This is a genomic window from Diaphorobacter sp. HDW4A (genome assembly GCF_011305995.1).
Taxonomy (GTDB): domain Bacteria; phylum Pseudomonadota; class Gammaproteobacteria; order Burkholderiales; family Burkholderiaceae_C; genus Diaphorobacter_A.
Window position 1 is genome coordinate 3,790,150 of record NZ_CP049910.1, and the last position, 20,467, is coordinate 3,810,616.

Annotated in this window: 23 protein-coding genes; 3 read left to right on the top strand and 20 right to left on the bottom strand. The window is 61.7% G+C overall.

Features of this window, described 5'->3' with window-relative positions:
• Positions 1 to 16 precede the first annotated feature (16 nt).
• The 15 genes from G7047_RS17390 to G7047_RS17460 form a co-directional block, all read right to left on the bottom strand.
• Positions 17 to 457, bottom strand: coding sequence for a PIN domain-containing protein (locus tag G7047_RS17390; protein ID WP_166308123.1), 441 nt, complete (start codon positions 455 to 457; stop codon positions 17 to 19).
• Positions 454 to 711 (bottom strand): DUF6364 family protein, encoded by a 258-nt coding sequence (locus tag G7047_RS17395; RefSeq protein WP_166308126.1) that lies wholly within the window; start codon positions 709 to 711, stop codon positions 454 to 456. Before G7047_RS17395 ends, G7047_RS17390 begins: the two co-directional genes overlap by 4 nt.
• Before the next feature lie 113 nt (positions 712 to 824).
• Positions 825 to 1,715, bottom strand: a complete 891-nt coding sequence (locus G7047_RS17400; RefSeq protein WP_205904648.1) for a hypothetical protein — start codon at positions 1,713 to 1,715, stop codon at positions 825 to 827.
• A gap of 164 nt (positions 1,716 to 1,879) precedes the next feature.
• Complete coding sequence (hisD, locus tag G7047_RS17405; RefSeq protein WP_166308129.1) at positions 1,880 to 3,202, bottom strand: histidinol dehydrogenase; 1,323 nt, start codon at positions 3,200 to 3,202, stop codon at positions 1,880 to 1,882.
• 55 nt (positions 3,203 to 3,257) lie between these two features.
• Entirely contained in the window at positions 3,258 to 3,905 is a 648-nt protein-coding gene (hisG, locus tag G7047_RS17410) for an ATP phosphoribosyltransferase (RefSeq protein ID WP_166308132.1), read from the bottom strand.
• Positions 3,902 to 5,203, bottom strand: coding sequence for a UDP-N-acetylglucosamine 1-carboxyvinyltransferase (gene murA, locus G7047_RS17415; protein WP_166308147.1), 1,302 nt, complete (start codon positions 5,201 to 5,203; stop codon positions 3,902 to 3,904). The genes hisG and murA overlap by 4 nt, the downstream gene beginning before the upstream one ends.
• An 80-nt stretch (positions 5,204 to 5,283) precedes the next feature.
• Positions 5,284 to 5,532, bottom strand: a complete 249-nt coding sequence (locus G7047_RS17420) for a BolA family protein (RefSeq protein WP_166308149.1) — start codon at positions 5,530 to 5,532, stop codon at positions 5,284 to 5,286.
• A 51-nt stretch (positions 5,533 to 5,583) separates the two neighbouring features.
• Complete coding sequence (locus G7047_RS17425; RefSeq protein WP_166308151.1) at positions 5,584 to 6,339, bottom strand: ABC transporter permease; 756 nt, start codon at positions 6,337 to 6,339, stop codon at positions 5,584 to 5,586.
• The gene (locus G7047_RS17430; RefSeq protein WP_166308153.1) at positions 6,336 to 7,253 is read right to left on the bottom strand and encodes an ABC transporter ATP-binding protein; all 918 of its coding nucleotides are present in this window, start codon (positions 7,251 to 7,253) and stop codon (positions 6,336 to 6,338) included. The genes G7047_RS17425 and G7047_RS17430 overlap by 4 nt, the downstream gene beginning before the upstream one ends.
• Positions 7,254 to 7,344: 91 nt before the next feature.
• Positions 7,345 to 7,614 carry a lipid asymmetry maintenance protein MlaB gene (locus G7047_RS17435; protein WP_166312120.1) on the bottom strand — a complete coding sequence of 90 codons (270 nt, stop codon included), beginning with the start codon at positions 7,612 to 7,614 and terminating at the stop codon, positions 7,345 to 7,347.
• 48 nt (positions 7,615 to 7,662) lie between these two features.
• Positions 7,663 to 8,301 (bottom strand): phospholipid-binding protein MlaC, encoded by a 639-nt coding sequence (locus G7047_RS17440; protein ID WP_166308155.1) that lies wholly within the window; start codon positions 8,299 to 8,301, stop codon positions 7,663 to 7,665.
• Between the two features lie 175 nt (positions 8,302 to 8,476).
• The gene (locus G7047_RS17445) at positions 8,477 to 9,241 is read right to left on the bottom strand and encodes a VacJ family lipoprotein (protein ID WP_166308157.1); all 765 of its coding nucleotides are present in this window, start codon (positions 9,239 to 9,241) and stop codon (positions 8,477 to 8,479) included.
• Positions 9,238 to 9,726, bottom strand: a complete 489-nt coding sequence (mlaD, locus tag G7047_RS17450; RefSeq protein ID WP_166308159.1) for an outer membrane lipid asymmetry maintenance protein MlaD — start codon at positions 9,724 to 9,726, stop codon at positions 9,238 to 9,240. Before mlaD ends, G7047_RS17445 begins: the two co-directional genes overlap by 4 nt.
• 59 nt (positions 9,727 to 9,785) lie before the next feature.
• Complete coding sequence (gene mlaE / locus G7047_RS17455) at positions 9,786 to 10,568, bottom strand: lipid asymmetry maintenance ABC transporter permease subunit MlaE (RefSeq protein ID WP_166308161.1); 783 nt, start codon at positions 10,566 to 10,568, stop codon at positions 9,786 to 9,788.
• Positions 10,565 to 11,407, bottom strand: a complete 843-nt coding sequence (locus tag G7047_RS17460) for an ABC transporter ATP-binding protein (RefSeq protein ID WP_166308163.1) — start codon at positions 11,405 to 11,407, stop codon at positions 10,565 to 10,567. Before G7047_RS17460 ends, mlaE begins: the two co-directional genes overlap by 4 nt.
• A 266-nt stretch (positions 11,408 to 11,673) precedes the next feature.
• Here G7047_RS17460 and speD point away from each other — a divergent pair, with 266 nt between their 5' ends.
• Positions 11,674 to 12,072 (top strand): adenosylmethionine decarboxylase, encoded by a 399-nt coding sequence (gene speD, locus G7047_RS17465; protein WP_166308165.1) that lies wholly within the window; start codon positions 11,674 to 11,676, stop codon positions 12,070 to 12,072.
• Positions 12,073 to 12,136: 64 nt separating this feature from the next.
• Here the strand turns inward: speD and G7047_RS17470 are convergent, their stop codons facing one another.
• From G7047_RS17470 to G7047_RS17480, 3 genes are all read right to left on the bottom strand, one after another.
• Positions 12,137 to 12,928, bottom strand: coding sequence for an amino acid ABC transporter ATP-binding protein (locus G7047_RS17470; RefSeq protein ID WP_305793613.1), 792 nt, complete (start codon positions 12,926 to 12,928; stop codon positions 12,137 to 12,139).
• A complete protein-coding gene (locus tag G7047_RS17475; protein ID WP_166308167.1) occupies positions 12,909 to 13,562 on the bottom strand; it encodes an amino acid ABC transporter permease in 654 nt (217 codons plus the stop codon). The genes G7047_RS17470 and G7047_RS17475 overlap by 20 nt, the downstream gene beginning before the upstream one ends.
• Positions 13,563 to 13,696: 134 nt before the next feature.
• Positions 13,697 to 14,503 carry an amino acid ABC transporter substrate-binding protein gene (locus G7047_RS17480; protein ID WP_166308169.1) on the bottom strand — a complete coding sequence of 269 codons (807 nt, stop codon included), beginning with the start codon at positions 14,501 to 14,503 and terminating at the stop codon, positions 13,697 to 13,699.
• Positions 14,504 to 14,867: 364 nt separating this feature from the next.
• On the opposite strand from G7047_RS17480, the gene G7047_RS17485 reads away from it, so the two are divergent.
• Both G7047_RS17485 and G7047_RS17490 read left to right on the top strand, forming a co-directional pair.
• Positions 14,868 to 15,347 carry a copper chaperone PCu(A)C gene (locus G7047_RS17485; RefSeq protein ID WP_166308171.1) on the top strand — a complete coding sequence of 160 codons (480 nt, stop codon included), beginning with the start codon at positions 14,868 to 14,870 and terminating at the stop codon, positions 15,345 to 15,347.
• Between the two features lie 183 nt (positions 15,348 to 15,530).
• Positions 15,531 to 16,763: a multidrug effflux MFS transporter gene (locus tag G7047_RS17490; protein WP_166308173.1), complete on the top strand. Its 1,233-nt coding sequence runs from the start codon at positions 15,531 to 15,533 to the stop codon at positions 16,761 to 16,763.
• A gap of 652 nt (positions 16,764 to 17,415) precedes the next feature.
• Here G7047_RS17490 and G7047_RS17495 read toward each other — a convergent pair.
• On the bottom strand, positions 17,416 to 19,512 hold the full coding sequence (locus tag G7047_RS17495; RefSeq protein ID WP_166308175.1) for a DEAD/DEAH box helicase: 2,097 nt from the start codon (positions 19,510 to 19,512) through the stop codon (positions 17,416 to 17,418).
• Positions 19,513 to 19,843: 331 nt separating this feature from the next.
• Positions 19,844 to 20,422 (bottom strand): oligoribonuclease, encoded by a 579-nt coding sequence (orn, locus tag G7047_RS17500; RefSeq protein ID WP_166308178.1) that lies wholly within the window; start codon positions 20,420 to 20,422, stop codon positions 19,844 to 19,846.
• Positions 20,423 to 20,467 lie beyond the last annotated feature (45 nt).

The following is a 20,467-nucleotide window of genomic DNA, read 5'->3' on the forward strand; positions in this document are numbered from 1 at the left end:
AGAGCGCGTTCTTCGTTCAGCCCGCTGCGTCGCCCGGCGCCGTTGCATGCTGCGGATGCACCATGGTCACGCCGCCGAACTGCGTACCATGCGGCAGATGCAAAGTCAGCATCTGATCGCAGCCGCTGTGCTGCGCACAGGCGACCGCAAGGCAGTCGCCAAATGCCAATTGATGCCGCGCCTGCACGGCCCACGCGGTCTCGAGTGTGGCGGCGTCGGTCTTCCAGGGATTCCAGGTCTGATAGCGGCGAATCGCGGCGCGCGCGTCGCCTTGGGACAGTGGCTCGGACGCAGAAGTGACCTGATCGTAGAACTCGCACAACGCCTGGCTGCCGGTGCGGCCGCTGCGCGTCTTCCAGAGCGCATTGAGCCAAGCGAGCGTGGCGGCGTACAGTTCGGCCTGCCCCACATCCTCGGCGGCGATCAGCACGGAGGTATCGACGAACACCGGGTTCATGATTCGACGTCCTTCGATGCGGGCGTGCGTTCCAGATCAGGTGTGCGGGCGGAGCCCACCGCATCGGCGGAGGCATGCCAGCTGCGCTCATCCGTGCGCCATGCGAGATAGGCGCGCTCGTAGGCGTCCTCGCGGCGCTGCATTTCGGCCATGAAGTCTCCCACCATGCGCGACACGCTGGTGCCACGGCGTGCAGCCTCGATGCGGGCCCATTCGAGCACGTCGTCTTCCACAGTGATGGTGAGATTTTTCACGGAGACCAGTTTACACGAAATTCGTGTAACACGAAATTCGTGTGATTTGATCCGAGTATAAAAAGCCGAATCGGCCCCTGGGCGGATTCGGCTCATTCCATCGACAAACGCACTCAGCGGTACTGCGGCGGCTGCGCGTAGCGGCCCTGATCAGCCGGGAAGGCATCCGGACCGCCGCGTGGCGCGGGGCGGGTCACCGGCTGAGCGGGCCTGGCATCGGCGATCCGCACCTCGAACAGCGCCGTGCCGATCACGCCGATGTTGCGCGGGTTGCCTGCGGGCGTGTTGCTCGCGTAAGCGTTGTCCTTGGTGGAAAAGCGGAAGGTCGCGACCTCCTCGTTGCTCTTGCGGAAGCCCTCGATGCGCAGCCGCTCCCCGGCACGCAGTAGATAGCCGCCTGCGCTGGTGCTGCCCGGCTGGCCCGAGAGCACGTCGAGCCCATCGACCGTCGCCACCAGTTCGTAGTTGCGCTGGCTGCGATTCACATAGACCAGCTCGTAGCGCTCGCCATGGCGACCTGCGACCCGGTAGTCGTCACCGCCGCGCGTGGTGTAGATCGGCAGCGGACGCCCGCTGCCGTCGAGCACCGACCATTCGATCTTGCCGTCGTCGAGCAGCACGCTGCGCTGGCTGTCCGCGTTGGCGCCCAGCGCACCGAGAACGCTGGCCTCGTCGGTGTAGCGCATGGAGCGCAGGGCCTGTGGACGGTCGGGCGTGATGCGAGTGGCATCCACATTGACCACGCGCGAGGTGCGACCCTCACCCCATTGGGTGCCAAGCGTGGAGTTGGCTTGCGGCGACGGCGCCACGGATGCAGGGCTAGACATGGGTGCGGGCGCGCGCGCCTCGTCAGCCATGGAGTCCCTGTTCTGCGGCGGCATGGAGCAACCCACGAGCAGCACACCGGTACCCAGCCCGAGGCCCAGCAGCCAGCGCCTGAGCGCGTCGCGCCTCCACGATGAACCAAGGAGGCTCGCGATGGCTTTCCGTGTGTGGAGATTCATTTGCCGTTTCCCATGTGTTGGTGTTGTGCGTCGTGAAGCCGGCAGGCTTCGCGAGGCAGTGTCCACGGGAAAATCAGGCCGCGCTCGTTGGCGCAACATATGGAAAAGCTTCTTTCGATTGCCAGACAAAGACTGCCATCGCTCGGCGACAGCCTTTGTCCGGATCACTTGGCCTTGAGGCGCATCTCCGCCGCGCGGGCGTGGCCCTGCAGGCCTTCGCCGTAAGCCAGTTCAGCCGCGATCTTGCCGAGCACCTGTGCACCGGCCTCGCTCACCTCGATCAGGCTGGAGCGTTTCTGGAAATCGTAGACCCCCAGCGGCGAGGAGAAGCGTGCCGTGCCGCTGGTCGGCAGCACGTGATTGGGGCCAGCGCAGTAGTCGCCGAGGCTTTCGCTGGTGTAGGCACCAAGGAAGATCGCGCCCGCGTGCCTGAGCAACGGCTCCCATTGGTGCGGGTCGCGGCTCGAGACTTCCAGGTGTTCCGGCGCGATGCGGTTGCTGATCGCGCAGGCCTCTTCCATGTCCTTGGTGAGAATCAGCGCACCACGGCCATTCAGGCTCTTGGCGATGATCTCCTGGCGCGGCATCTCGGGCAGCAGGCGGTCGATTTCGCGCTGCACGGCGTCGATATAGGCCGCATCGGGACTCAGCAGGATGGACTGCGCGAGCTCATCGTGTTCGGCCTGGCTGAACAGATCCATCGCCACCCATTCGGGCGGCGTCGTGCCATCGGCGAGCACGAGGATTTCGGAAGGACCGGCGATCATGTCGATGCCGACCATGCCGAACACGCGCTTCTTGGCGCTTGCCACATAGGCGTTGCCGGGGCCTGTGATCTTGTCGACCTTGGGGATCGTCGCCGTGCCGTAGGCCAGCGCGGCCACGGCCTGCGCACCGCCGACGGTGAAGGCGCGGTGCACGCCGGCCACATAAGCGGCGGCCAGCACCAGCGCGTTCTTTTCGCCACGCGGCGTGGGCACGACCATGATGATGTCCTGCACCCCCGCGACCTGCGCGGGAATCGCGTTCATCAACACGCTCGACGGATAAGCCGCCTTGCCGCCGGGAACGTAGATGCCCACACGGTCGAGCGGCGTGACCTTCTGGCCGAGCAGCGTGCCATCTTCGTCGCGGTAACTCCAGCTCTCGCCGTTGGCCTTCTTCTGCGCTTCGTGGTAGGTGCGAACGCGCTTGGCCGCCGCCGTGAGCGCGTGCTTTTGCGCATCGTTCAGGCCATCGAAGGCGGCCTTGAGTTCGTCCTGCTTGAGTTCGAGCGCCGACATGCTCTCGACACTCAGCCCATCGAAGCGCGCCGTGTATTCGAGCACCGCCACGTCACCACGCTTTTGCACGTCGGCAAGGATGTCTGCGACACGCTGCTCGATCTCGGCATCAGTGTCCGCCGACCAATGCAGCCGTGCCGCGAAGTCGGCTTCGAACGTGGTCGAAGCGGTGGACAGACGCAGAGGGGCAGCTTGCGAGGACATGGCGAACAACTTTCTAGTGGAGAACGAACGAAGCGGAGCGGTATTGTGGATTCAATCAATCCTTGCGGATGGCGGACGCGAACGCGTCGATGATGTGGCGCAGCGGCTCTTGCTTGAGCTTGAGCGCGGCCTGGTTCACCACCAGATGCGAGCTGATGTCCATGATGCGCTCGACTTCCACCAGATTGTTCGCCTTGAGCGTGTTGCCGGTGGAGACCAGATCGACGATGGCGTCGGCCATGCCGGTCAGCGGCGCGAGTTCCATGCTGCCGTAGAGCTTGATCAGGTCCACGTGCACGCCCTTGGTCGCGAAGAACTCGCGAGCGATGAGCGTGTACTTGGTCGCGACCTTGAGCCGCGAGCCCTGCGTGACCGCATGCTTGTAGTCGAAATCATTGCGCACGGCCACGCTCACGCGGCACTTGGCGATGTTCAGATCGAGTGGACGGAACAGGCCCTGACCGCCGTGCTCGATCAACGTGTCCTTGCCGGTCACGCCGATGTCGGCACCGCCGTACTGCACGTAAGTCGGCACGTCGGTGGCGCGCACCATGACCACGCGCACATGGGGCTGGTTGGTCGGGAGAATCAGCTTGCGCGAGGTCTCCGGATCTTCCAGCACCTTGATGCCGGCAGCGGCCAACAAAGGCATGGTTTCGTCAAAAATGCGGCCCTTGGAGAGAGCCAGAGTAATCATCGTCATTGGATTCTTTCCACGTCGGCACCCAGGCCTCGCAGTTTGCCTTCCATGCAATCGTAGCCGCGATCAAGGTGATAAATGCGATCGACCAGCGTCTCGCCGTTAGCTACCAAACCCGCGATCACGAGGCTGGCCGAAGCGCGCAGGTCCGTTGCCATCACGGTCGCACCCAAGAGGTGTTCGGTGGTGGCGCCATTCTTGCCCAAGCCTTCGATCACGGCCTCGCGTGCGTCCGTGGTGCGGATTTTCGCACCGAGACGCAGCAACTCGCTCACATGCATGAAGCGGTTTTCAAAAATGGTCTCCGCCACCGTCGACTGCCCTTGCGCCACGACGTTGAACGCCATGAACTGCGCCTGCATATCGGTCGGAAAACCGGGATATTCGGTGGTGCGAAAGCTCTGCGCGGTCAAATTGGCCGCGCCCGGGCTGGTCACCTGAATGCCGTCGCCGCGCGCCTCGATTTCCACGCCCGCATCGCGCAACTTGCCGATGACCGCGCCGAGATGCTCCTCGCGGGCATGGCGCACGAACGCATCACCCCCTGTCGCTGCAACGGCGCAGAGAAACGTGCCCGCCTCGATGCGATCCGCCACCACGGCGTGCTCGCAGCCGTGCAGTCGACTTACGCCCTGAACGCGGATGCAGGCCGTGCCATGGCCTTCGATCTTCGCGCCCATCTTGATGAGCATTTCGGCCAGATCGACGATCTCGGGCTCTTGCGCGGCATTCTCGAGAACGGTCTCACCCTCGGCCAGCGTGGCAGCCATCAGCAGGTTTTCGGTGCCGGTCACTGTGACCATGTCGGTGGTGATGCGCCCGCCTTTCAGGCGCGTGCGTCCTTCGGGCAGTGTGGCAATCATGTAGCCGTGCTCGACCACGATCTCAGCACCCATCGCCTTCAGACCCTTGATGTGCTGATCCACAGGACGCGAGCCGATGGCGCAGCCGCCGGGCAGCGACACCTTTGCGCGACCAAAGCGCGCGAGCAGGGGCCCAAGCGCCAGCACCGAAGCGCGCATGGTTTTGACCAGCTCGTACGGAGCCTCGGGCAGATGCAGCACGCCCGCGTTGATGCGCACGGTGCCGTCGTCTGCCGCGTCGCGCGTGATCGACACGCCCATGTTGCGGATCAGCTTGAGCATGGTCGCCACGTCCTGCAGATGCGGCACATTGCGCAGCACCACGGGCTGGTCCGTGAGCAGTGCGGCGCACAGTTCGGGCAACGCGGCGTTCTTGGCGCCGGAAACCGGCACCTCGCCATGCAGTTGGCGGCCACCGCGGATCAGCAGCTTGTCCATGGAAGTGGCTTGTTGGGAATTTTGAACTTCAGGCAATCACAAATCTCTGGCTAACTCGGGCTCACTCTGACAAAGGTCGATCAGGCTTGTTCGCCCTGCACGGTCCACTCGCCCGGAGTGAAGGTCTTCATCGACAGCGCATGCACTTCGTCGGTCTTCATGCGGTCACCGAGCGTCGCGTAGACACGCTGGTGGCGCTGGATGAGGCGCTTGCCCTCGAACTCTGCGGACACGATGGTGGCGTACCAATGGCGGCCATCACCCTCGAGGGTGATGTGCTCGCAAGGCAGGCCGGCGCTGATGAGATCCTTGAGTTGGTCTGCGGTCATGGTGGGAAATGTTGAAATGAAATGAAGGGGCACAGCGGCAACAGGCCGGGCTCAGTTGCGGATCTTGTAGCCGATGCGCAGCAGATGCACGGCCAGCGCGCTGATCAGCAGCCATGCGCCACCGACGATGGCCAAGCTGGTCCAGGGCGAGACATCGCTCTGCCCGAAGAAGCCGTAGCGGAAGCCGTCGATCATGTAGAAAAACGGGTTCAGGTGGCTGACCTTCTGCCAGAAGTCCGGCAGCGAATGGATGGAATAGAACACGCCCGAAAGGAAGGTCAGCGGCATGATCAGAAAGTTCTGAAAGGCCGCCATCTGGTCGAATTTGTCAGCCCACAAGCCTGCGATCACGCCCAGCGTGCCCATGATGGCCGCGCCGAGCAGCGCGAACACGATGATCCACAGCGGTGCGGAGAAGTCCGGCACTGCAAAGAACAGCGTGATGATGAACACACCCACGCCCACCAGCAGCCCGCGCAGCACGGCAGCGCCCACATAGGCACTGAACCAAGCCCAGTGCGACAACGGTGTGAGCAGCACAAACACCATCGAGCCCATGATCTTGCTCTGCACCAGACTCGACGAGCTGTTGGCGAAGGCGTTCTGCAGAATGCTCATCATCACCAGACCGGGGATGATGAACGCTGTATAGGTGATGCGGTCATAGACCAGCACGCGGCCTTCGAGCACATGGCCGAAAACCAGCAGATACAGCACCGCCGTGAGCACCGGCGCGGCCACGGTCTGGAAGGCCACCTTCCAAAAGCGCAGCACTTCCTTCTTGAGCAGGGTTTGCCATCCGGTCATGCGGCACCGCCTTGCTGTTCGTTCATCACATGGATGAAGACGTCTTCGAGATCGGCGCGGCGGATTTCCACATCTTCCAGCACCACGCCGCCTTCACGCAGCCCCACGAGCAACTGTTCGACATCACCCGCATCCTGCGCGGGAATCTGCACAATGCGGCCGGTGACGCGCGCGCGCGCCGCGATGGACGCAGGCAGCGCGCTGTCGGTCTTGAACTGCAGCACGTTGGCCGATGCGGACTTGAGCAGGTCGGACATGCTGGAGAGTTTGACGATGTTGCCGTGCTTGAGCATCGCCACGCGACTGCAAAGCGCTTCGGCTTCTTCGAGATAGTGAGTGGTCAGCAGGACGGTGTGGCCTTCGCGATTCAGTCGCGCGATGAAGTGCCAGAGCGTCTGGCGCAGCTCCACGTCCACGCCTGCGGTCGGCTCGTCGAGCACGATGATCGGCGGCTTGTGTACCAGCGCCTGCGCGACCAGTACACGGCGCTTCATGCCGCCCGAAAGCTGGCGCATGTTACTGTGCGCCTTGTCAGTAAGGCCAAGGCTCTCCAGCAGCTCGTCGATCCAGGCATCGTTGTTCTTGACGCCGAAATAGCCGGACTGGATGCGCAGCGTCTCGCGCACGGTGAAAAAAGGATCGAACACTAGCTCCTGTGGAACCACGCCGAGGCTGCGGCGTGCGGCGGCATAGTCGCTCTGCACATCGTGCCCCATGACCTTGACGCTGCCGCCCGAGGCGCGCGCCAGACCGGCAAGGATACTGATGAGGGTGGTCTTGCCCGCACCATTGGGGCCGAGCAGGCCGAAGAACTCGCCCTCGCCAATGTCGAGGCTGACGTTATTCAGCGCCTGAAAAGGCCCTTTGGCGGTATTGAAGGTCTTGGAGACAGACTGAAAGGATACGGCTGGCATGAAGCCTTCCATTTTAGAACGGGAAGGCCCATTGCGGCAGGAGAGGGTTTTGCGAGCGCCCGCGCGCCCCAACCCTCAGCTCTGACCTCGGTCATTCCGCCGAGAGCAGTTCCTGCACGCCATACAGCCCGGCCAGACTGCCCAGCGACGTGGGCAAGGCCTTGATGGCAAAGGTCTTGCCGAATTCCAGCGCAGTGCGGCGGCATTCAAGCAAGACAGCGAGGGCCGAAGAATCGAACACCTTGAGCGCGCTGGCATCCACGACCAGATGCTTTTCCTTGTGGGCCTTCATGGCCTGCATGAGCATGCGCAGGCTGGCAGTGGCCTGCGCATGCGTGAGCTCGGGCGGAAGCACCAGCATGCTGGGAGCAGCGACAGTCGCATTCATAGTGTGAATTTTCTGACGGATTTACTTGCCGTTGCCGGCAGCGTTGGCCTTGTTGCGGGCCACGAGCGAGTCGATCAGGCCGTCGATGCCCTTGGCATTGACCTCCTGGCCGAACTGCGTGCGGTAGGTATCCACGATCCAGACGCCAAGCACGTTCAAGTTGTAGATCTTCCAGTCCGAGCCGTCCTTCTCGAGACGATAGTCGACCTGCACTGGATCACCCTTGCCGCGCACCTCAGTCTTCACCAGTACGTCCTTGTCGCCAGCGGCTGCGCGCAATGGCTTGACCTCGACGGTCTGGTTGGTCACCTGACTCAAGGCACCGGAATAAGTGCGCACCAACAACACCTTGAATTCATCCTGCAGACGCTTTTGCTGCTCGGGCGTCGCCTTGCGCCAGCCCGGGCCGACGGCGGCAGCCGTCATGCGGCGGAAGTTCACGTGCGGCATGAGCAGACGATCCACCAGCACCATGATCTTGTCCACTTCGCCAGCCTTGATGGATGTGTCGTTGCGGATGGTCTCCAGCACCTCGTTGGACAGGCGCTTGATCATGGCATCCGGGGCCTCGTCAGCAGCCAGAGCGGCCACAGGAACGGACAGCAGCATCAGGGATGCCACTGCGGCTGCGGATTGCGAAAAAATGCGTCGATTCAACATCTTGGAATGTCCTTCTTGATTCATTGTCATCACATACAGACTTGAATGTATGTGCTTGGCAACATGCGCGCTCATTTTCAGCACAGTGCCCGAGTTTGTTACGTCCCGGAGGTACCGGGATGAAAGCAATTGCAACCTGTGGCGCAATTGCTCAAAGATCTATGCAGAGGAGACCTCAATATTCCTCTGGCAGCTTGCCAGCGTCCTCATCTTCGACCTGCCCCTTGCGAGGGACGATGCGCTGACTGCGCACCTGCAGGTAGACGTCGCGAGTGAAGGAATACGGGTCCAGCGCGGCGGCGTCGAGCACCTCGCCTGCGTTCAGCAGCGAGGCGCGTTTGTCGACGAGGCCAAGGCCAGTCAACGAATTGCGCACAGGAATGTCATTGATTTGGCCGATCAGGCTGCCCTTCCAATCCACCGGCAGCGCCACCGTGTCCCGAATGGTCGAGGGGCCGAGAAAGGGTAGAACCAGATACGGGCCAGTCTTCACGCCCCAGCTTCCGAGCGTCAGGCCGAAGTCCTGCTTGTGGCGCTGGATGCGCATTTCGCTCGCGATGTCGAGCATGCCGCCCAGACCGAACACGGTGTTCACATTGAAGCGCACCATGCTGTCGAGTGCGTCAGCGCCGCGCCCTTGGAGCAGGTTGTTCACGAACGACCACGCGTCGCCCAGATTGGAGAAGAAGTTGGTGACACCCGTGCGCACCGGCTTGGGCGTGACCTCTTGATAGGCTGTCGCCACCGGCTTGAACACCGCACGATCCAGCCCGTCGTTGAACGAATAAATGCTCCGGTTGAACGACTCGTAGGGATCGTCAGGATGCGCCTGCTGCGTGATACGGGATTGGCTCGCGCATCCGGCCAGCAAAGCAAGTCCCAGCGCCGCAGTGCTGCCGCGCAGGATGAGTTTGGAGTACGTGGTTGTTTGCTTTGTCATTTTTTACCGCCAGAACCGCTCGAACCGCCGCCTTCTTCAGCTTTGTTGTAGAGGAATTGGCCAATCAGGTTTTCCAGAACGACCGCAGACTGCGTGGCGGTGATTGTGTCACCCTCCGCCAGATTCTCGCTGTCAGCGCCCGCCTCGATTCCGATGTACTGATCACCAAGCAGGCCGCTGGTGAGGATCTTGAGCGAGCTGTCCTTGGGAAACTTGTACTGCTTGTCGAGTTCCAGATGCACGTTGGCCTGGAAGGTCTCGTCGTTGAACGCGATGCCCTTGACGCGGCCGACCACGACCCCGGCGCTGCGCACCGCCGCCTGGGGCTTCAAGCCACCGATGTTGTCGAAACGCGCGGTCACCGCATAGCCCGACTTCCAGTTCAGGCTCAGCAGATTGGCCGACTGCAGTGCAAGAAACACGAGTGCGGCCGCGCCCAACAGCACAAACAGGCCGACCCAGACATCATTTTTGGATTGCTGCATGGTTTGCTACTTTCTCCAGATCCCGAGATACCAGTCTCTTCGCTTCCAAATTCAATTGATCAAATGCTGAACATCAGCGCCGTGAGCAGGAAGTCCAGCCCCAGCACCGACAACGACGCGATCACCACCGTGCGCGTCGTCGCACGCGAAACACCTTCGGGCGTAGGCTTGGCCACATAACCCTGCAGCACTGCCACAAAGGTCACGGCCACGCCGAAGACAAAACTCTTGACCACGCCATTGCCCACGTCCTTCCAGACATCGACGCTGCTTTGCATTGCCCCCCAGAAGGCACCGGAGTCCACGCCGAGCATGAGCACGCCGACCATCCAGCCGCCGATCACGCCAACGGCATTGAACACCGCCGCCAGCAGCGGCATGGCGATCACGCCGCCCCAAAAGCGCGGCACCAGAATGCGGCGCACCGGATCGACGGCCATCATCTCCATTGCCGAGAGCTGCTCGCCCGCCCGCATGAGTCCGATCTCAGCCGTGAGCGAGGTGCCCGCGCGGCCCGCGAACAGCAGCGCCGTCACCACAGGGCCGAGTTCGCGCACCAGCCCAAGCGTGACGACCAGTCCCAGCGCATTGGTCGAGCCGTAGAGCTGCAGGATGTTGTAGCCCTGTAGCGCCAGCACGAAGCCGACGAACAGGCCCGACATCGCGATGATCGACAGCGAATAGTTGCCGAGAAAATGCACCTGATCACGCACCAGCCCGGGGCGCTTGAGGGCCTCGCTGCCAAGCTGGACCAGACGCCAGAAAAGCTTTGCACCCTGACCGATGTCGGCCAGTTTGCTGCGTACCGCAAAACCCACGTCGGATGGACGCCACCAACTCATGCCTTGTCTCCCGACGCCATGCCCACTGGGCCAAAATCCTGCGCCACGCTCGGGCCGGGATAGTGAAACGGCACGGGCCCCGTGGGCAGCGCGTTGACGAACTGGTGCACCAGCGGATCGGTGCTCTTGCGCACCTCGTCGGGCGAGCCCTGTGCGGCAATCGTGCCGGGGCCGAGAATGATCACGTGATCGGCCAATCGGAAGGTTTCTTCCAGATCGTGCGACACGATGATCGTGGTCAGCCCCATCGAATCGTTGAGCTGACGGATCAGCTGCGCCGAAGTGCCGAGCGAAATCGGATCGAGCCCCGCGAACGGCTCGTCGTACATGATGAGTTCGGGGTCGAGCGCGATCGCCCGCGCCAGCGCCACGCGCCGCGCCATGCCGCCGGAAATCTGGCTGGGCATGAGGTCGCGCGCGCCGCGCAGACCGACGGCATTGAGCTTCATGAGCACGATGTCGCGGATCAGCTCTTCCGACAGATCCGTGTGTTCGCGCAGCGGAAACGCCACGTTCTCATAGACGCTCATGTCGGTGAACAACGCGCCGAACTGGAACAGCATGCCCATGCGGCGACGCGCGCCGTACAGCGCCTTCATGTCCATGTCGCCGACGTTCTTGCCGTCAAACAACACTTCGCCGCCCTGGGCGACATGCTGCCCGCCGATCAGGCGCAGCACGGTCGTCTTGCCGCCGCCAGATGCACCCATCAGCGCTGTGACCTTGCCGCGCGGCACGCTCAGGCTGACGTCGCGCAGGATCGCGCGATCGCCATACCCGAAGTGGACATTGCGCAGCTCGACAAGCGGTTTGGAGACGGTTGGTACGGTTTCAGGCATTGGTAAAAGCAATCGGATGCCATCCCCAAGCGGAGAGGAGCAACCCTACATCATAGGGGGAAACCCGTTTCCTGCATCCACCGGGTGTTGAACACACTGTTGCCGAAACAATGCTTGACTATACTCATGATCTCCTGACAAAGTCCTGCCAGCCCCGGCCGACAAGGTTTTCCGCCGGAGCACGATCCGATGATCGATACTGAGACCCAGAGGCGCAGGCCACTGAAATGCAACACCCTATGCGGCCAAAGGAAAACCAGCACGCCATGACGACGCAACCACAGAACGCCCGCGCCGCTGCGCGCGAAGCCAGTGGATTGCATTTGATCGGCGATCTGCATGGCTGCGAAGCCGGTGCGCAGATGATGCTGGACGCCGCGTTTCTCGAAGCCTTCTGCCTTGCCCGCGTGACCGATGCCGGGCTCACCACAGTGGGCAGCCTGTTCCACTCGTTCGGCGCAGGTGGCGGGGTGACCGGCGTGGTGGTGCTCGCCGAGTCGCATCTCTCGGTCCACACATGGCCCGAGTCAGATTATGTGACGCTCGATGTGTTCGTCTGCAACTACTCGGGCGACAACCGCCCCAGGGCGCAACAGCTCTTCGACGCTCTACGGGGCGCGTTCAAGCCCGCCAGCACCCATCAACAGCGCATCGAACGCGCCTGAATCAAGCCCAATGAAAAAAGCGCGGACCGTGCCGCGCTTCTTTGTTGCATGCCGCCCACTCGCCTTACAGCATGTGATGCAAGAACGCTTTGGCGCGCTCATGGCGCGGATCGGCGAAGAACTCCTGCGCCGGGCGCGCCTCGATCAATTCGCCCTGATCCATGAACACCACAGTGTTGGCCACCTCGCGCGCAAAGCCCATTTCGTGCGTGACCACCAACATGGTCATGCGCTCATCGGCCAGCTCGCGCATGGTCTTGAGCACCTCGCCGGTCAGCTCGGGATCGAGCGCCGAGGTCGGCTCGTCGAACAACATGATGTCGGGCTCCATCGCAAGTGCACGGGCAATCGCCACGCGCTGCTTCTGGCCGCCTGACAGGCGCGACGGATAGTTGTCGCGCTTGGCCAAGAGGCCCACCTTGGCGAGCAGCTTGTCGGCACGCGCAATCGCCTCGTCACGCGAGACCTTCTGCACGATCATCGGCGCTTCGATGATGTTCTCGAGCACCGTCAAATGCGGGAACAGATTGAAGTGCTGGAACACCATGCCCATCTTGCTGCAGATGCGGCGCATTTCGCCCTCGCTCGCATAGGTGCACTTTCCGCTCGCGTCGGTCGAGGCCAGCGTCGCGCCTTCGACCACCACGCTGCCGCTGTCGATGGTCTCGAGGTGATTCAGGCAGCGCAAAAACGTGCTCTTGCCCGAGCCCGAAGGGCCGATCACCGCCACCACCTCGCCGCGCGAGATGGTCAACGACACACCGCGCAGCACCTGCGTGGCGCCGAATGCCTTCTTGATGTCGCGTGCATCGATCATCGTCGGCTGCAGGTTCGCGTTACTCATCAAATTTGGCATAGCGTTTTTCCAGGCGCTGGAAGCCCCAGGTGAGCACCAGCGTCATGATCAGATAGAAGGCGGCGGCCACGATGAACGGTGTGGTCGTGAAGTCGCGCTGCACGAATCCGCGCGCAGCACGCAGCAAATCGTTCAGGGCCAGCACGTAGATCAGCGAGGTGTCTTTGACCAGCGTAATCGTCTCGTTGCTCATGGGCGGCAGGATGCTGCGCACCATCTGCGGCAGCACGATGCGGCGCATGGTCTGCGGATAGCTCATGCCGAGCACCTTGGCGGCCTCATACTGGCCACGATCGACCGACAGAATGCCGGCGCGGAAGATCTCCGCAAAATAGGCCGCGTAGTTCAGCGCGAAGGCCAGCACCGCGGCCGGAAAGTCCGGCAGGCGCACGCCGATCACCGGAACGAACGGCAGCGCGAAATAGATGAACAGCATCTGCAGCATGAGCGGTGTGCCGCGCATGAGCCAGATGTAGCCGTTGACGAAAGCCGACAGCGGCTTGAAATGGGACACGCGTGCGAGCGCCAGCACCAGACCCAGCGGGACGGCCAGCAGCAGCGTGATCACGAACAACTTCAGGGTGACGGTGGCGCCCTGTGCAAGTGGTCCGAGAAGGGAGAGAACATAGTCCATACGGAAAGCTTGAAAGCCCCGGGAGCGACGGGCCGATGCCCGGATCGCCTGCGATGCACGTAGCGCATCGCTTTACGCAAGAACACCGCGACGAGGGGTCGCGGTGTCACGAACAAAAGCGCAGACGAGGCTGATTACTTGATGATGTCCTTGCCGAACCACTGGGTGGCGATCTTGGCGGCAGTGCCGTCAGTCTTCATCTCGCCCATGGCTTTGTTCAGCTTTTCCAACAGAGCGGTGTCGTCCTTACGAACGCCCACGCCGTAGTCTTCGGTGCCGAAGTTCTCTTCGAGCACGCGGTACTCGTCAGGCTTTTTGGCCACGTAGTAACGGCCCACCACTTCGTCGACCACCACGGCTTCCAGACGGCCTGCGGACAGGTCCATCAGCGCGGTCACGTTGTCGCCGAAGGTCTTGAACTCCTTGAACGACTTGAACACGGCATCGTCCTTCTTGACGGCGTCCACAGCGGAAGAGCCTTCCTGCGCACCCACCACCTTGCCGGACATGTCGGACTTGTTGTTGATCGCGGACTTTGCGGCCACGACGATGATCTGGTGGTTTTCCATGTACGGCGAGGTGAAGCCGATCTTCTCCTTGCGCTCGTCGGTGATGGTCAGGCCATTCCACAGCGCGTCCACGCGCTTGCCGGACAGTTCCGCTTCCTTGGCGCTCCAGTCGATCGGCTTGAACTCAGCCTCGACGCCCATGCGCTTGGCGGCTTCGCGGGCCATGTCGATGTCAAAGCCCACGAGCTCGTTCTTCTCGTCACGGAACCCCATGGGCGGGAAGCTGTCGTCCAGACCCACGACGATCTTGGTAATCGCTGCAGGAGCCGGTGCGGGTGCGGGTGCAGCCGACGGCGCTGGAGTTTCGTTTTTGCTGCATCCAACCAGAGCGGCACCCAAAGCGAGGAGCGCAACAGCGGCAATCTTTTTCATGGTCTTGCTGAGAAGTTAAGAAGGAAAAGAACAAAAGGACCCAGCAGCCATGACAAACGCCATGTCCACAAGCGATCCCTGCGAAAGGGAAGAAAACCCTCTATTTTCGCCCAGCTTGAGTACGAGGGGGCGGAGTCGCACAAATTACGCGGGCAATTTGCTGCGGCGCTCGCATTCACGCCCTTGGAAACCACCATCAACCCATCGCCATGCGCTAGCAAAACATGAGCATGCACCAGAACAAGGCCTGAGCGGACCGGGCGTTCACTCAACATCCTTGCGCATCGCGAGGCAATGCACGCAAACCACGGGCACACACCGACAATGGAGCCATCTCACCCCACCGGCAACACCCGATCTCACCATGCGCACCTTGCACTCCACCATTGCCCTCATGACGCTCGCTCTCGCGAGCACTCTCAGCCACGCCGAAGTCAAGATCGATGACGTCTGGGTACGCGCCACCGTGCCGCAGCAGAAATCCACCGGAGCGTTCATGCGCATCACCAGCACCGAGCCCACCACGCTTGTCGGCGTACACACCAGTGCGGCGCCCGTGTCCGAAGTGCACGAGATGAAGATGGAAGACAACGTGATGAAGATGCGCAAGGTCGATGCAGGCATCGCCATCCAGCCAGGCAAGGCTCTGGAGCTCAAGCCCGGCGCCTTCCATGTGATGCTCATGGACCTGCCCTCTGCCATGACGGCTGGCAGTCACGTGCCGCTCACGCTGGTGTTCAAGGACGCTGCGGGCAAGGAGTCGACCATCAACGTGCACGCTCAGGTGCGCGCGCTGAACGCCGCAGCACCGGCCAAGATGGATCACGGTCAGCACAAGCACTGACCGGGCGCTGACAGCCGCAACGCACGAACGGGCCGCATGCTCGATAATCCGCCGTCAGCTTTCATTCAATCTTATTGACTGATTGAATGAAGCTGGTGGCGGTTTTTCTCTGGGCTCATAAGCCCACCGCCGCCGCATGGCCCAAGAGCCACTCCCGCTCGACCACAACTACAACAACAATCCATGTCACCACAAGCCGAAAAACAATGGAATTCCCCGCGCTGGGCACTTGCCATCCTGCTCGCGCTGCTCGGCATGCTCGGGCCGTTTTCCATTGACACCTATCTGCCCGCATTCCCCGCCATCGCAGGCTCGCTCAATGCGACGCCCGTGGAGCTGCAGCAGACGCTTTCGGCCTACCTCTTCGCATTCGCGTTCATGACGCTGTTCCATGGCTCGCTCTCCGACAGCTTCGGGCGCAGGCCCGTGGTGCTCTGGGGCATCGTGGTCTACACCATCGCGTCGGCTGGCTGCGCGCTCTCACAATCCATCGGCCAGCTCATCGCCTTCCGCGCCCTGCAGGGCCTGTCCGCAGGTGCAGGCATTGTTGTCTCGCGCGCCGTCATCCGCGACCTGTTCCCGCCCGCCGAAGCCCAGCGCGTGATGAGCCAGGTGACCATCTTCTTCGGCATCGCACCCGCCATCGCACCCATCGTCGGCGGCTTCTTCTCGGTTTATCTCGGCTGGCACAGCGTGTTCTGGTTCCTGACCGGCGTGGGCATTTTCCTGTGGATCGCCAACTACCGCCTGCTGCCCGAATCCCTGCCAAAAAAAGACCGCCAGCCCTTCGACATCGTGAATCTGATGCGCGGCTACTGGGAGCTTGGCACCAGTCCCCGCTTCCTGTTGCTGGCGCTGGCCAGCGGCGTGCCATTCAACGGCATGTTCCTCTACGTGCTATCGGCCCCTGCATTCCTCGGCGACCTCCTGCACTTAGGCCCCACGGAATACTTCTGGTTCTTCATGCTCACCATCTCCGGAATCATGGGCGGAGCCTGGCTGAGCGGCCGCCTTGCCGGCCGCATCCCGCCCAAACGCCAGATCCGCCATGGCTTCGTGATCATGTTCGCCGTAGCCATCGTGAATTTGGCGCTCAACCTGCTCCTGCCACCCCACGCCTCCTGGGCCATGTTCCCGCTGGCGATCTTCTCGTTCGGCTGGGCGTTGATGGTCCCGGTCGTCACCCTGCTGGTGCTCGACCTCTACCCTCAGCGCCGGGGTATGGCTTCGTCAATGCAGGCCTTCGTAGGTTCCACAGCGAACGGTCTGGTCGCAGGCGTCCTCGCCCCGCTGGTCATGCACTCCGCCATCGGGCTGGCTGCGACCTCGCTCGTACTCATGTGCGTAGGACTGATCGCCTGGATCTACTTCCACCATCGCTGGCCCGAAGTGGGGAAGACATCGCACGTGCATTGACACTGGGTGAAGGGGCCGCTGGGCTGCTATCGTTTTAGCTTCTGTTCTTTGTTGGAGAGGGGAGGCCGGGAGTTCCGCCCGGCGGCGGAGTCACCTTTTGCTTGCGCGCAAAAGGTAACCCAAAACGCGCTGTCAATACCCGCGGCAGAACTCGCTATGCGCTTCGCGCGCCGCTCGGACAACCGCCGCGAGTCAGAATTTTCATAAGAGGTGTAGTCGACACATCGCTGCGCTTGTGCCGAGCATCTCGCGATTTCGCGAGATGTGGGTGTGCAAGAACTGCGTAATTTGCGAGCGGTCGTTTCAGCATTGCACACTCAAAAGCGCAGTGGGCATTTGCGCCCCAACGCAGTCACGCAAACGCCCCCGGCACGAGCGCAGCGATGTGCCGCAATACCTCATCAAAACTGATTTCCGGCGGTTGTTCGAGCGGCGCGCGAAGCGCATAGCGAGTTCTGCCGGATGACTTCCAAGCGCGTTTTTGATTACTTTTTGCGCGCAAGCAAAAAGTGATTGCCCCGCCGGGGGCAGTCCCGGCCTCCACCCTCAACCAAACCCATAACAACAACCACGACCACAAAAAAGAAAACCCGGAGCAGTCAATCCGCTCCGGGTCCCATTAGTCAACTAACGCCTGATCAGCGTAAGCAGATCAACGCGGCGTACGTGCCCGAGGTGCATAAGGCTTGGCGCCCGTACCAGACTTCACATGCGCCGGCTTGCGATCACCGAAGCCTGCCGATGCTGGCTTGCGACCACCAAAGCCTTCGCCATCACGACGACCAGCGGCAAAACCACCGTCACGGCGCTCGCCGCCACCGAAGCCGCCTTCGCGACGTTCACCGCCGCCAAACGAACGTTGCTGATCGCCACGTGGTGCACCAAAGCCACCGCGCGGGCCGTTGTCACGGCCACCGAAACCACCTTCGCGACGCTCGCCGCCACCAAAACCGCCTTCACGACGCTCACCACCGAAGGAGCGTTGCTCACCACGGTCGCCGCCGAATGAACGCTCACGGTCACCGCCGAAAGGGCGCGGCTCGCGATTGCCACCGAAGGAACGTTCGCCGCCACGGTCGCCGCCGAAGCCGCCTTGTGGACGATCACCACCACGGTCACGATCACCACCGAAGCCGCCGAAACCTTGCTTGCGACCGAAACCGCCAGCATCACGACCACCACGGTCGCCGCCGCCGAAGGAACGACCACCGCCGCCACCGCCGAAGCGCTTGCCACCGCCAGCACCACCACCGCTGCGACCGCCACGACCGAAGTCGGGCTGAGGTGCGCGCTGGGAAGGCTCCAGACCCGAAATCACTTCGGGGTTGAAGCGATGCTTTGTGTAGGCTTCGATATCGAAGATACGGCGGCGATCGCGGAACTCGGCCAGCGTCACGGCCAGACCTTGGCGACCGGCACGACCAGTACGACCGATACGGTGCGTATAGTCTTCCGCCTTCATCGGCAGGCCGAAGTTGAACACGTGCGTGATCGTAGGCACGTCAATGCCGCGAGCAGCCACGTCGGTAGCTACCAGAATCTGCACTTGGCCGCTGCGCAGCGCCATCAATCGGCGATTGCGCAGACCTTGGCTCAGCGCGCCGTGCAGGGCCACAGCGGAGAAGCCGTCTTGCTGCAGGTCGTTGGCGAGGCCATCACACTCGATCTGTGTGCTTGCGAAAACCACGGCCTGGTTGATCGTGGTGTCGCGCAGCCAGTGGTCGAGCAGCTTGCGCTTGTGCTGAGCGTTGTCGGCCCAGAACAGCATCTGCTTGATGTTGGCGTGTTGTTCTTGTGGCGAGTCGATCTGGATCTTCTTCACCGACGAGCCGTTGTCGTGCATCACGCGCATGGCCAGTTGCTGAATGCGCGGCGCGAAAGTGGCGCTGAACATCATGGTCTGGCGACGCTGGCTGGTCAGTTGGTTCAGCTCGGCGAGGTCGTCCGAGAAGCCCAGATCCAACATACGGTCGGCTTCGTCAACGACCAGGAATTGCACCTTGTCGAGCTTGATCTGCATGGAGCGTTGCAGGTCAAGCAGACGACCAGGCGTTGCCACCACCAGATCGGCGTTTTGCAGCTTGGCGATTTGCAGTTGGTAAGGCATGCCACCAACGACGTTGGCAACGCGCAGACCCTTGCAATGACGCACCAGATCGATAGCGTCGTGCGCCACTTGCTGAGCCAGTTCGCGGGTTGGGCAGACGATCAGGGCGCCAGGAACGGCAGCCTTGAAATTGCGTGGGTTAGTTGGGTCCTTGCGACGATTGCGCTTGGGAGCAGGCTCGCCCTTAGCTGCAGCTTCGGCGCATAGAGCGTCGAACTCAGCACGTTCCTGTGCGAATTGCGCTTCTTGTTGCTTGAGCAGTGTGTGCAGCACGGGCAACAGGAAAGCAGCAGTCTTGCCGCTACCGGTCTGGCTGGAGACCATCAGGTCGATGAAACGATCGCTTTCGCCATCGGCTTCCATCGCCAGAGGAATGGCGCGCTGCTGAACTTGGGTTGGTTGTGTGTAACCCAGATCCTTGACGGCCTGAACCAGCTCAGGAGCCAGACCCAGTTCGACGAAGCCGTTGGGAGCTTCTTCAACTTCAGCGGCTGCTTCTGCAGCAGCTTCGGCTTCAATCGATTGCTCGATTTCAGCTTCTGTTGTTGTCTCTACGAGATCGTTGGTTGTAGTAATGATTTCTTCGGAAAAAGAAGAGTCAGCAGGCGCGAAATCGCCCTGCGAATGCAAAGAGTCAGTCATGTGTTTATGCAACCGCGGGCGCAACCTGCGGAGGCTTCAATCAAATGGTTTAAAAAACATCAACCATTCAACGAAACCAGCGCCAGCGTGAATCGCTGGGCGGGTGGGTGTTTTTCAGTGGCTGGTTCGTTGCTTGCCCCAGATGGACAAACATTCCGAACGCCGTGAACCCGATGTGAAAGGGAGATGTACAAAGTGCAGGAAAAGAGCCGTGGCACCACTCAAATCGTTCGAGCACCCAGCGCATGTTTCTTGCAAGAGTGCAATTATGGCATGCATCGGGTTTTCCCGCAATACCCTTGTCTTTCGTCATCTCATCGTTGGCAAATCGTCACAAAGCCAGAAACGTGGTGCGGTAATGCGCCAGTTCTTCGATCGATTCGATCACATCCGCCAGCGCCGTGTGCTTCTGTGCCTTCTTGAATGAGTTGTAGGCCGAGGGCTTCCAGCGTTTGGCAAGCTCCTTCAAGGTGCTTACATCGAGATTGCGGTAGTGAAAGTACGCCTCCAGCTTGGGCATGTACTTCACCAGAAAACGACGGTCCTGTCCGATGGTATTGCCGCACATGGGCGCGGAGTTCTTGGGAACATAACGCTTGATGAACTCGAGCAATTGGGCTTCGGCTTCGGCCTCCGTCACGGTGGAGGCCTTGACCTTGTCGATCAGCCCGCTGCGTCCGTGCGTCCCCTTGTTCCAGGCATCCATGCCATTCAGCAACTCGTCCGACTGGTGCAGCACCAGCACCGGGCCTTCGATGCGCGGCTCCAGATTCGGGCCGGTGATCACGATGGCGATCTCCAGCAAGCGGTCAGTTTCAGGGTTCAGCCCCGTCATTTCACAATCAAGCCAGACGAGATTCTGGTCGGATTTGGCGAGTTGGGGAGCGGTCGGTGTAGCGGTGTCAGACATGCCGGGGATTGTCGCCGATCACCTACACTTGCGCTCTCAGCCCTT

Bases quoted from the DNA above. Each gene is read 5' to 3' on its own strand.
- G7047_RS17435 (WP_166312120.1), bottom strand. From the start codon at position 7,614: ATGCTGGTGCTTCCGCCCGAGCTCACGCATGCGCAGGCCACTGCCAGC.
- G7047_RS17430 (WP_166308153.1), bottom strand. From the start codon at position 7,253: ATGCCAGCCGTATCCTTTCAGTCTGTCTCCAAGACCTTCAATACCGCC.
- G7047_RS17475 (WP_166308167.1), bottom strand. From the start codon at position 13,562: ATGGACTATGTTCTCTCCCTTCTCGGACCACTTGCACAGGGCGCCACC.
- G7047_RS17495 (WP_166308175.1), bottom strand. From the start codon at position 19,512: ATGACTGACTCTTTGCATTCGCAGGGCGATTTCGCGCCTGCTGACTCT.
- G7047_RS17445 (WP_166308157.1), bottom strand. From the start codon at position 9,241: ATGACAAAGCAAACAACCACGTACTCCAAACTCATCCTGCGCGGCAGC.
- G7047_RS17460 (WP_166308163.1), bottom strand. From the start codon at position 11,407: ATGCCTGAAACCGTACCAACCGTCTCCAAACCGCTTGTCGAGCTGCGC.
- orn (WP_166308178.1), bottom strand. From the start codon at position 20,422: ATGTCTGACACCGCTACACCGACCGCTCCCCAACTCGCCAAATCCGAC.
- G7047_RS17390 (WP_166308123.1), bottom strand. From the start codon at position 457: ATGAACCCGGTGTTCGTCGATACCTCCGTGCTGATCGCCGCCGAGGAT.
- mlaD (WP_166308159.1), bottom strand. From the start codon at position 9,726: ATGCAGCAATCCAAAAATGATGTCTGGGTCGGCCTGTTTGTGCTGTTG.
- mlaE (WP_166308161.1), bottom strand. From the start codon at position 10,568: ATGAGTTGGTGGCGTCCATCCGACGTGGGTTTTGCGGTACGCAGCAAA.
- hisD (WP_166308129.1), bottom strand. From the start codon at position 3,202: ATGTCCTCGCAAGCTGCCCCTCTGCGTCTGTCCACCGCTTCGACCACG.
- G7047_RS17485 (WP_166308171.1), top strand. From the start codon at position 14,868: ATGCGCACCTTGCACTCCACCATTGCCCTCATGACGCTCGCTCTCGCG.
- murA (WP_166308147.1), bottom strand. From the start codon at position 5,203: ATGGACAAGCTGCTGATCCGCGGTGGCCGCCAACTGCATGGCGAGGTG.
- G7047_RS17480 (WP_166308169.1), bottom strand. From the start codon at position 14,503: ATGAAAAAGATTGCCGCTGTTGCGCTCCTCGCTTTGGGTGCCGCTCTG.
- G7047_RS17470 (WP_305793613.1), bottom strand. From the start codon at position 12,928: ATGCCAAATTTGATGAGTAACGCGAACCTGCAGCCGACGATGATCGAT.
- G7047_RS17425 (WP_166308151.1), bottom strand. From the start codon at position 6,339: ATGACCGGATGGCAAACCCTGCTCAAGAAGGAAGTGCTGCGCTTTTGG.
- G7047_RS17440 (WP_166308155.1), bottom strand. From the start codon at position 8,301: ATGTTGAATCGACGCATTTTTTCGCAATCCGCAGCCGCAGTGGCATCC.
- hisG (WP_166308132.1), bottom strand. From the start codon at position 3,905: ATGACGATGATTACTCTGGCTCTCTCCAAGGGCCGCATTTTTGACGAA.
- G7047_RS17400 (WP_205904648.1), bottom strand. From the start codon at position 1,715: ATGAATCTCCACACACGGAAAGCCATCGCGAGCCTCCTTGGTTCATCG.
- G7047_RS17490 (WP_166308173.1), top strand. From the start codon at position 15,531: ATGTCACCACAAGCCGAAAAACAATGGAATTCCCCGCGCTGGGCACTT.
- speD (WP_166308165.1), top strand. From the start codon at position 11,674: ATGACGACGCAACCACAGAACGCCCGCGCCGCTGCGCGCGAAGCCAGT.
- G7047_RS17420 (WP_166308149.1), bottom strand. From the start codon at position 5,532: ATGACCGCAGACCAACTCAAGGATCTCATCAGCGCCGGCCTGCCTTGC.